This window comes from Pseudomonas sp. GV047, assembly GCF_003058245.1.
GTDB classification, from domain to species: domain Bacteria; phylum Pseudomonadota; class Gammaproteobacteria; order Pseudomonadales; family Pseudomonadaceae; genus Aquipseudomonas; species Aquipseudomonas marginalis.
On record NZ_QCWA01000024.1, the window covers coordinates 40715 to 51522 of the forward strand.

Genomic DNA, 10808 nt, shown 5'->3' on the forward strand with positions numbered 1-10808 from the left:
GACCATGACCTTCCTCAGCCGTTGCTTGTTGGTTCTGGGCGTATTGCTGGCCAGTGCCTGCGCCCAGCAACCCGCGCCTTTCACTCCACCCGCCGAGCGGCCGACACCGGCCAACGAAACGGCGTGGCCGAAAAACCATTTCCTGGGCATTGCCTACCATGACGTGTCGGACCGTGACCCCGACCAGGCCGTGGTGGCGGTACGCACCGAGCGATTGATCGAACAGTTGGCCTGGCTGCGGGAGAACGGCTACCAGGCGGTCAGCGTTGACCAGATCCTGGCTGCCCGCCGTGGCGGCCCCGCGTTGCCGCCCAAAGCCATCATGCTCAGCTTCGATGACGGCTATTCGAGCTTCTATACCCGCGTGATGCCGATCCTGCGTGCCTATCGCTGGCCGGCCTTGCTGGCGCCGGTGGGCTACTGGATCGACACGCCGATGAACAAACCGGTGGACTTCGCCGGCTCGCCACGGCCGCGCGGCGAGTTCCTCACCTGGCAGCAGATCCGCGAAGTGTCTCAGTCCGGCCTGGTGGAAATCGCCGCGCACACCGATGCCAGCCACACCGGGATCCTCGCCAACCCCCAGGGCAACCTCGAGCCGGCGGCGACCTCGCTGCGCTATGACCCGGCCACGGGCCGCTATGAAAGCCAGGCCCAGTTCCAGGCGCGGATGTGGGCGGATGTCTCGGCGATCTCCAACAAGATCCAAACCGTGACCGGCAAGAAACCACGGGTATGGGTGTGGCCGTACGGCGCCGCCAAGGGCACCTCGCTGGCGATCGTCAGCGAGCAGGGCTACCAGATGGCCCTGACCCTGGAAGACGGCCTCGACAGCTCCAGTGACCTGATGAACAGCCCCCGCTTCCTGGTGGCCTCCGACCCGGACGGCGAGCATTTCGCCAACAGCATCGTCGCCGTGCAAACCCCGGCACCGCTGCGGGTGCTGCATGTGGACCTGGACAACGTCTACGACCCGGACCCGGCCCAGCAGGCGCGCAACCTCGACCAACTGGTGCAGCGCGTGGTGGACATGGGCGCCGGTACGGTGTTCCTGCAAGCCTTCGCCGACCCCAAGGGTGATGGCCTGGTGCACGAACTGTACTTCCCCAACCGTCACTTGCCGGTGCGCGCCGACCTGTTCAACCGCGTCTCCTGGCAGTTGCACACCCGTGCCCATGCCGCCGTGTATGCGTGGATGCCGGTGTTGAGTTTTGCCCTCGATCCCAAGCTGCCCCGCGTGACGCGTTGGGACCCGGAAACCGGCCAGGTCGGCACCGACCCTGACCAATACAAACGCCTGTCGCCGTTCGACCCGCAGGTGCGCAGGATCATTGGCGAGATCTATGAAGACCTGGCGCGTAACAATGCCATCGACGGCGTGCTGTACCACGACGACGCAGTGCTCTCGGACTTCGAAGACGCCAGCCCTGCCGCGCTCAAGGCCTATGCCGCCAACGGCCTGCCGGGCAGCATCCAGGCCCTGCGCGCCGACCCTGCCGTGATGCAACGCTGGACGCGCTTCAAGAGCCGCTACCTGATCGACTTCACCAAAGAGCTGACCGCCAAGGTCCACGCCATCGGTGGGCCGCAGGTGCAGACCGCGCGCAATATCTTCGCCGAGCCGATGCTCAACCCGGCGAGCGAGGCCTGGTTCGCCCAGAACCTCGATGATTTCCTCCAGACCTATGACTGGACCGCGCCGATGGCCATGCCGCTGATGGAAGGGCAGGAGTACAAGACCTCCAATGCCTGGCTGGAGAAGCTGGTGGCGACGGTCAAGGCGCGTCCCGGCGCGATGGAACGCACCGTATTCGAACTGCAGGCCAAAGACTGGCGCACCAAGGCCGCGCCGGATATCGACGCTGTGCAGATGGCTGAATGGATGGGTGTGCTCAAGCGCCAGGGTGTCACGAGTTTTGGCTACTACCCGGACAACTTCCTGGAAAATTCCCCGGACCTGAAGACTGTGCGTCCGGCCCTTTCCAACCAATGGAATCCTTGACCATGTTCGACAGAATCCTGGCGTTATTCGTGCTGGCACTGGTATTAGGCGTGCCCCTGGGCCTGATCTTCCTGGTCACCGGGCAGTTCCTGATGGACTTCGTGTTTTTCTACCCGCTGTTCATGTCGGCGCTGTGGATCGCCGGTGGCTTGTACTTCTGGCTGCATTGGGAGCGCCACTGGCCCTGGGAGGAAGACACTCCGGCACCGACCCTGGCCGGCAACCCGCTGATCTCGATCATCATCCCTTGCTACAACGAGGGCGATAACGCCGCCGACACCATTCATGCGGCGCTGGGCCAGCTGTACCCGAACATCGAAGTGATCGCGGTCAACGACGGCTCCAAGGACAACACCGCCGCCGTCCTCGATGCCCTGGCGCTGGAACATCCGCGCCTGCGGGTGCTGCACCTGGCGCAGAACCAGGGCAAGGCCGTGGCCTTGCGCATGGGGGCGGTGGCCTCGCGCAGCGAATACCTGGTGTGCATCGACGGCGATGCGCTGCTGGATAAAAACGCGGCGGCCTATATGGTCGCGCCGATGCTCGACAACCCGCGCCTGGGCGCCGTGACCGGCAACCCACGCATCCGCACACGCTCGACCTTGATCGGCCGCGTGCAGGTGGGCGAGTTCTCCTCGATCATCGGCTTGATCAAGCGCACCCAGCGCGTGTTCGGGCGGATCTTCACGGTGTCGGGTGTGGTGGTGGCGTTCCGTAAAAAGGCGCTGGACCGCATCGACTACTGGAGCACCGACATGATCACCGAGGACATCGATGTCAGTTGGAAGCTGCAGCTCGATCACTGGAGCATCTTCTACGAGCCGCGCGCGCTGTGCTGGATCCTGATGCCCGAAACCGTCGGTGGCCTGTGGAAACAGCGCCTGCGCTGGGCCCAGGGCGGTGCCGAAGTGCTGTTCAAGAATATCCGTGGCATCTGGCAATGGCGCCATCGCTACCTGTGGCCGCTGCTGTTCGAATACTGCCTGTCCACCGGTTGGGCATTCACCTTCCTGCTGTCGGTGATTTTCTGGGGCCTGGGCAAATTCATCGTGCTGCCGCCGGCAATCACGGTGGACTCCCTGGTCCCGCCGGCCTTTACCGGCCTGGTGCTGGCGATGGTGTGCCTGGTGCAATTCGCGGTGAGCATCCTGATCGACCGCCGCTACGAGAAAGACCTGTGGAAAACCCTGTTCTGGACCGTGTGGTACCCGATGGTGTTCTGGCTGGTCAGCCTGTTCACCACCCTGGTCAGTTTCCCCAAGGTGCTGTTCAACCAGCACCAGAAGCGCGCGCGCTGGGTCAGCCCGGATCGCGGTATCAAACCTGTTGAAGAGGAGGCGTGAGCATGAAACTGGTCAGAACTCGCCAAAGTACCGTGATGTGGATCATCGACGTGATCCTGACCTTGATGGCCTGGGCCGGACTGGTCTGGCTGCTGGCGCGCGGGATCACTTCGATGCTTGAAACCCACGGCGGCCCGCGTATCGAGGCGCCGATTTTCGCGGCGCTCAATACCTTGCAGATCTACCTGTGGATCGCACTGTTCAACGCCGTGATCCTGGTCACCTGGGCACGCTACCAGCAACGCAAGGGGCGCAAGTTCGCCCAGCGCCGCGCCGAAGCCAAGGCTCTCACCGACAAGAACCTGAGCGAGAGCTTCAGCCTCGCCGAGGGTGACCTGGAGCAACTGCGCCGCCCGGGCGTACTGGTGATCCACAACGACGAAGACGGCGGCGTGTCGGAAGTCAAAGCCCACGTCTCCCGCGACGTGGAAAAACCAGGCTTGACCCTCGTGCCTGGCGCGTCTCAGAACAAAGACGCCAGCTAGTGGTGTAAACCACAATCCAATGTGGGAGGGGGCTTGCCCCCGATTGCGGTCGATCAGCTAATGAATGCTTGGCTGACACCTCCCTATCGGGACTCTTACCCTGCCGATCCCGATTATTGGGATCCAATTCACAAAACTCCCGCGAACTTATCTGCTTTTTTCGGTACTAACTTATCTCGGAAAGAACTTGATGGCCAAGTGATGGCAACTTATAAGTTCTCCGACGAATCGCTATCAGAACAGCTGCCGCCTGTCGGAATAATACTTCCAGTTTCAGGCCGTGTATCTTTTTGATGATTTTTTATTGTTATTAATCAATGTGTTGCGTGAATAACTAGCACGGGCATGCAACTGACTCTGTTTCTTGGGTTACTGCTAGTTCGATGTTAGTTTCGCGGCCCCTGATTTTCGACGGACCGAACATGTCTTTTTTATTGCCACGGACTCGGTACTTGCTATGCACTTTGCTGCTTGCTTATTTGAGCGGCAACAGTGCCTTGGCCGCCCCTACGCCGGGGGATCAGGACCTTATCCGCGACCGCCAGAACCGGCTTCTCGAAGAGCAGCGTCGGCGCCTGGAAGAGCTCCAGGACCTGCCCGGCAAGAGCAATCAGCCACAGGCCCCGGCACAGCCTGCTGACACCCGCTGCTTCCCCATCCAGGACATCGAACTCAAGGGCGCCGACAGCCTTTCCGCTGCCGACCGTAACCGCCTGCTCAAACCCTATATCGGCCAATGCCTGGGCGTTACGCAGCTCAATGAACTGCTCAAGGTCATCACCGATTACTACATTGCCAAGGGCCGCGTCACCAGCCGGGCCTACCTGCCGCAACAGGACCTTTCCAGCGGCCACCTGCAAGTGCTGGTGGTCGAAGGCAAACTCGAAGGCCTGAAGGGCGCCCAGGGCAGCACGGTCACCGACCGCGAGCTGGCCATGGCGTTTCCCGGCAAGGTCGGCGAGGCCCTCAACCTGCGTGAGGTCGAGCAACTGGTGGATCAACTGAGCCGCCTGCCGTCCAAACAGGCGCAAATGGAACTGACCCCCGGCACCCAGATCGGCGGCAGTGAAGTGCTGGTCAAAAACCAGCCGCAAAAACCCTGGCGCGCTAGCCTGTCGCGCAACAACGATGGCCAGAAAAGCACCGGGGAACAGCAGTGGGGCGCGGGCCTGGAATGGGACAGCCCGTTGGGCCTGGCCGACCAACTGATCCTGCGCGGCGGCCACGACGCCATCAGCGACCACCAGAAAACCTCGAAAAACAGCATGCTCTACTACAACGTGCCGTGGGGCTGGTGGAACTTCAGTTACACCTACAGTGAGAGCGATTACCGCACGCCGGGCAGCGTCGATGACTTCAAATACAAGCAATGGGGCGACAGCCAGAATCACCAGCTGCGCGCCGAGCGTGTGGTGCATCGCGATGACGTGAGCAAGACGTCGGTCAATGTCGGCCTCACTCATTTGCGCACCAACAACTACATCAACGACACACGCCTGGGCGTCAGCAGCAACCGCCTCAGCGAATTCCAGGTGGGTATCAGCCACGGGCGCCGTATTGGCAGCGCGTTCGTCAACCTTGATGTGGGCATGCAAAACGGTATCGGTGCCTTCGATGCGCAAAAGGATGAGCAGACCCGTATCCGCGGCAACCTCACGCCCACGCCGCGCTACCGCAAATACACCGCCACCCTGAGCTACCTGCAGCCGTTCACGCTGTGGGGCGAGTCATTGAGTTTTTCCAGCCTGGCCACCGGGCAGCGCAGTGAAGACGTGCTGTACGCGCCGCAACGCATGAGTCTTGGCGGCTCGTACTCGGTGCGGGGTTTCAAGGACCAGCAGTTGAACGGCGACAGCGGCGGCTACTGGCGCAACGAAGTGCGTTGGGCGCGCCCGGTGACCCTCGACTGGATGCGCCCGGCCTTCGCCGAGTACGGCGCCAGTGTCGGCTACGACCAGGGCGTGATTCGCAACGATCGCTACAACGATGACCAGCACGGCCGGGTATCGAGTAACTCCCTGGAGCTGTTTGCCCGCGGCAAGCACGTCAGCACCAGCGTGACGTTCGCCCATTCGCTGGAAAGGCCTGGCGTCGTGACCGAACGCGAAGCGCCGATCTATTTCCGCCTGGATTTCTTCCTGTAATTCAACACCGCTGCCTTGAGATTTTGAATATGGACGTTCGCCCTGTTACTGCCCTGAAAAGCCTGAGCCAACGCGGCCTGGCCCTGATCCTGGCCAACGCGCTGTTCTGGCAGCCGCTGCTGGCCCAGGCCGAGGGCATTGTGGTCAGCGGCCCCGGCACTACCCTCGGGCAGGCGGGCAACGGCGTGCCGGTGGTGAACATCGCCACGCCCAATGGCAGCGGGCTGTCCCATAACCAGTTCAAGGACTATAACGTCGGTCCCAACGGCGTGATCCTCAACAACGCCACGGGCATGGTGCAGAGCACGCAGCTGGGCGGGATCATCGTCGGCAACCCGAACCTCAAGGGCGGCGCTGCGAATGTCATCCTCAACGAAGTCAACGGCGGCAGCCCCAGCCAGTTGCGCGGCTACACCGAAGTGGCGGGGCAGTCCGCCAAGGTCATCGTGGCCAACCCGTATGGGGTGAGCTGTAACGGTTGCGGCTTTATCAATACCCCCAACGTCACCCTGACCACCGGCAAGCCGATTCTTGACCAGGCCGGGCGCCTGGACCGCTACCAGGTGGACGGCGGTGCGGTGACCATTGACGGCCAGGGCTTGAACGCCAGCAACGTCGACCGCTTCGAGATCATTACCCGTTCGGCCAAGATCAACGCCAAGATCAATGCGCGCCAGCTCACCGTGATTGCCGGACGCAATGACGTCGACGCCCAAAGCCTGAAAACCACCGCGCGCGCCGACGACGGCAGCACCAAGCCGGAACTGGCCATCGACTCGTCGGCCCTGGGCGGCATGTATGCCGGTGCGATCAAACTGGTGGGCACCGAAGCCGGCGTGGGTGTGAAGCTCGACGGCACGCTCGCTGCCAGTGGTGGCGATATTCAGCTCGACGCCAACGGCCACCTGAGCATGGCCCAGGCCGCCGCCAGCGGTGCGGTGGACATCAAGGCCGCGAGCCTGGAGACCAAAGGCGCCGTGTACGCGGGCACCACCCTCAAGGCACAGACCAAGGGCACCCTGAAAAACAGCAAGACCCTCGCCGCCCGCGACAGCATCACACTGACCAGCAACGGCCAACTGACCAACAGCGGCATCGTCGAGGCCGGGGTCAACGCCGATAACACGCGCAACACCGTCGGCGACGTCAAGCTCGAGGCCCGGCACATCAGCAATACCGGCACGGTGATCGCCAATCGCGAGCTCGGCGCCACCGCCAATACCCTGGACAACCAGGGCGGTACCATGAACGCCAGGCAGGTACTGAACGTCACCGCCGCCAGCGTCGACAACCGCAACAACGGTCGCCTGCTCAGCGACGGCACGCAGACCCTCACCGTCAGCGGCCTGCTGGACAACAGCCAGGGCGGCATCATCGACAGCACCGGTGCCTTCACCCTGCACGGCGATACCCTGGACAACAGCGCCGGCAGCCTCACCGGTGGCGGCGCAATCACCCTGGACCTGATCGGCGACCTGATCAATCGCAACGGCAAGCTGGCGAGTGCCGGCCCGTTGCTGATCCAGCGCGCCGCCCACGTTGACAACCAGGGAGGCAAGCTCGCCAGCCAAGGTTTGCTGACCCTGTTCGCCAACAGCATCGACAACCGCAACAACGGCACCCTGGCCGCCAACGATGGCCTGACCCTGACCACCAGCGGCCTGCTGCAAAACGGCGGCAACGGCCTGATCCACAGTGAAAAGTCCGGCGTGACCATCACCGCCGGCACCCTCGACAACGACGGTGGCCGCATCGCCGCCAAAGCCGGTGATGCGCAGATCGACGCCACGGATTTCAATAACGGCAGCGGCGCGCTGTTTGCTCGGGATCGCGTGCACCTGACCGGTATGAATGTGGATAACGGCGGCGAGATCGCCGGCAACCGGATCGACGTCAGCCTGGCCGGGGCCCTGGTTAACCGTGGCCTGATCGAGAGCGCCACCGCCCTCGACGTCGACACTGCCAGCCTCACCAACAGCGGCCAGATGCGCGCCCTCGGCACCACCGGCAAGACCCGCTACGCCATCGGCGGCCTGCTCAACAACAGCGGTAGCCTCGAGACCGCCAACGACCAATTGAGCCTCGCCGCCACCCGCTTCCAGAACACCGGCGGCAAGGTATTGCACGTGGGCACGGGTGCACTCGACCTCAGCGGCATCAGCCTCGACGATGTCGGCGGCAGCCTGGTGACCAATGGCGACCTGATCCTCGATAAAGCCAACTGGACCAACAGCACCGCGATCCAGGCCGGGCGCCTGACCGTCAACGTCGATAACCTGCAACAGACCGCCACCGGCAAACTGCTCGGCACCCGCGCCCTGGTCGGCAGCGGCAAGGACTGGACCGTGGGCGGCAGCGTCGCCAGCCAGGGCAGCCTGGATCTTTCGGTGGACAACCTGCTCAACGACCACGGCCTGATCTTCAGCGGCGGCGACATGAACCTCAAGGTCGACCGCCTGAAAAACCTCGGCGCCGCGATCTACGCCATGGGCAACCTGCGTGTCGACCGCGACGGCCAGGGCGGCCTGGCCACCAGCATCATCAACAGCTCGGGGACGATCGAGAGTGAGCGCAACCTGATCCTGGCGGCCAGCACGCTCCAGAACATCCGTACTGTGCTCACCACCGAGTCCGGCATCTACAGCGCCTCCATCACGCCCATCGCCTGTATCGACGGGGTGACCGGTGGCGACTGTGAAGGCGGCAAGCAGAACCGGCCGTTCCAGATTACCCAGCGTGATCACTTCATCGTCAGCGATGCCACGGCAGCGTCCAGCATTACCTCGGGCGGCAACATGCTGCTCACCGGCGGCGAGCTGCTCAACAGCAGCAGTAGCATCGCCGCCGGCGGCAACCTCACGGCCATCGTCAACCAACTCACTAACGTCGGCGTCGTGACCCACGATACCCAGTATGACCGCGTCTTTACCTCAGCCCGCGAGCGCAAGCCCGGAGGCTGGTACCGTGAAGCCGCGGCCTTCACTCAACGCTATTCGGCAGGCCAGGACATGACCGGCGTCGAAGCCGGCCTGGCGTCGTTCATTGGCAAGATGGAGGGCGAGAAGGACAAGCTGCGCAAGACCACCCAGCTGATGGTGCCCGACCAGAGCTACGCCGCCGTCATCCAGGCCGGTGGCGCGGTGGATGTGAAGGCCCAGGCCGGCATCGACAACAGCGTCGTGCAAGGTGGCTACACCTACGTCGGCAGCGGCGCCAACACCAAGGCGCCGGGCTACTCGACCCTGGTCAGCCTCAACGCGCAACTGCCACCGGACGTTGCCCAGCAGCAGGTCAACCCGCTGGGCCTGCCCGGCTTCGACTTGCCCACCGGCCAGAACGGCCTGTTCCACCTCAACGACAGCGATGGCGCCAAAGGCCTGCCCACCAGCCAGTTCGCGGCCAACCCACACAAGTACCTGATCGAAACCAACCCGCTGCTCACCGACATGCGCCAGTTCATGAGCTCGGACTACATGCTGACCAAGCTCGGCTACGACCCCGACACCGCGCAACGTCGCCTGGGCGATGGCTTCTATGAACAACGCCTGATCCAGCAAGCCGTGCTCGCCCGCACCGGCCAGCGCTTCATCGATGGCCAGACCAGCGACGCCGACCTGTTCAAGCACCTGATGGACAACGCCATCGGCAGCAAAACCGCGCTTAACCTGTCGGTGGGCGTAAGCCTCACCGCCGAACAAGTCGCCGCCCTGACCCACGACATCGTGTGGCTGGAAAACGCCACCGTCGCCGGGCAACAAGTGCTGGTGCCGGTGCTGTACCTGGCCCAGGCCAATAACCGCCTGGCACCCAACGGTGCATTGATTTCCGGCACCGACGTCAACCTGATCACCGGCAGCCACCTCAACAACGCCGGCACCTTGCGCGCCACCGGCAACCTGCTGGCGAACGTCGGCAGCAACCTCACCAACAGTGGGTTGATGGAAGCCGGTGGTCGCCTCGACCTGCTCAGCGGCAACAACCTGACCAACCGCGCAGGCGGTGTGATCAGCGCGGGCAACGTCAACCTCGCCGCCGGCGCCGACCTGCTCAACGAACGCAGCGTCACCACCCACGAAAGCGCCAGCAGCTACCGCACCGAACGCAGCGACTTCGTCGACAGCGCCGCGCGCATCGAATCGGCCAACGATCTGGCCATGCAGGCTGGCGGCAACATCAACAACGTCGGCGGCGTGCTCAAGAGCGGTGCCGACACCACGGTCAAAGCCGTGGGTGACGTCAACATCACCGCCTCGAAAAGCCTCGACAGCGGCGCCATCGGCAACCGCTCCAGCTTCACCACCATCGCCCAGCAAGGCTCGGTGGTCGAGGCCGGCCGCGACCTGCATGTGATTGGCGGGCGCGACATCAGCGCCGTGGCCAGCCAGATCAATGCCAAACGCGACGTCAACCTGATTGCCACCCGCGACCTCAACGCCATCGCGGCAGCCAATGAGCAACACTCCACGACCAACACGAAAAAGGTCAAGAGCATCGAAGACCACGTGCAGCAAGTGTCCAGCGTGATCAAGGCCGGCGGCGACGCCACCCTGAGCGCCGGGCAGAACCTGCAACTGGTCGCCAGCCAGGTCAATGCCGACAACGAGGCTTACCTGGTCTCGGGTAAAAACCTCGAGTTCAAAGCCGCGCAAGACCAGGACTACAGCTTCTACAGCAAGACCAAGAAAACCTCCCAGGGCAAAAAATTCCGCCTGGATGAAACCGACGTCGTGAACAACGTCGGCAGCCTGGTCAGCGCGGGGACGAACAGCACCGTCGTCGCCGGTGCAGACCTGCTGCTGGCCGGCAGTGCCGTCACTGCCGAAAAAGGCGCCAC

The 10808-nt window shown here is 63.3% G+C and carries 5 protein-coding genes; all 5 read left to right on the forward strand.

The features are described 5' to 3' along the window. Nucleotides 1-4 precede the first annotated feature (4 nt). Nucleotides 5-2002, forward strand: coding sequence for a poly-beta-1,6-N-acetyl-D-glucosamine N-deacetylase PgaB (gene pgaB, locus C8K58_RS31775; protein ID WP_108574896.1), 1998 nt, complete (start codon nucleotides 5-7; stop codon nucleotides 2000-2002). A gap of 2 nt (nucleotides 2003-2004) precedes the next feature. Then, complete coding sequence (gene pgaC, locus C8K58_RS31780; protein WP_027608081.1) at nucleotides 2005-3345, forward strand: poly-beta-1,6-N-acetyl-D-glucosamine synthase; 1341 nt, start codon at nucleotides 2005-2007, stop codon at nucleotides 3343-3345. Nucleotides 3346-3347: 2 nt separating this feature from the next. Next, nucleotides 3348-3830, forward strand: coding sequence for a poly-beta-1,6-N-acetyl-D-glucosamine biosynthesis protein PgaD (gene pgaD / locus C8K58_RS31785; RefSeq protein WP_108574897.1), 483 nt, complete (start codon nucleotides 3348-3350; stop codon nucleotides 3828-3830). A 422-nt stretch (nucleotides 3831-4252) separates the two neighbouring features. After that, complete coding sequence (locus C8K58_RS31790; protein WP_074848304.1) at nucleotides 4253-5974, forward strand: ShlB/FhaC/HecB family hemolysin secretion/activation protein; 1722 nt, start codon at nucleotides 4253-4255, stop codon at nucleotides 5972-5974. Between the two features lie 29 nt (nucleotides 5975-6003). Continuing rightward, nucleotides 6004-10808: filamentous hemagglutinin N-terminal domain-containing protein (locus C8K58_RS31795; RefSeq protein ID WP_146188259.1), on the forward strand; the 4805-nt coding region annotated here is incomplete at its 3' end.

Coding starts and splice junctions, on each gene's coding strand:
- pgaC (WP_027608081.1), top strand. CDS start 2,005: ATGTTCGACAGAATCCTGGCGTTATTCGTGCTGGCACTGGTATTAGGC.
- pgaD (WP_108574897.1), top strand. CDS start 3,348: ATGAAACTGGTCAGAACTCGCCAAAGTACCGTGATGTGGATCATCGAC.
- pgaB (WP_108574896.1), top strand. CDS start 5: ATGACCTTCCTCAGCCGTTGCTTGTTGGTTCTGGGCGTATTGCTGGCC.
- C8K58_RS31790 (WP_074848304.1), top strand. CDS start 4,253: ATGTCTTTTTTATTGCCACGGACTCGGTACTTGCTATGCACTTTGCTG.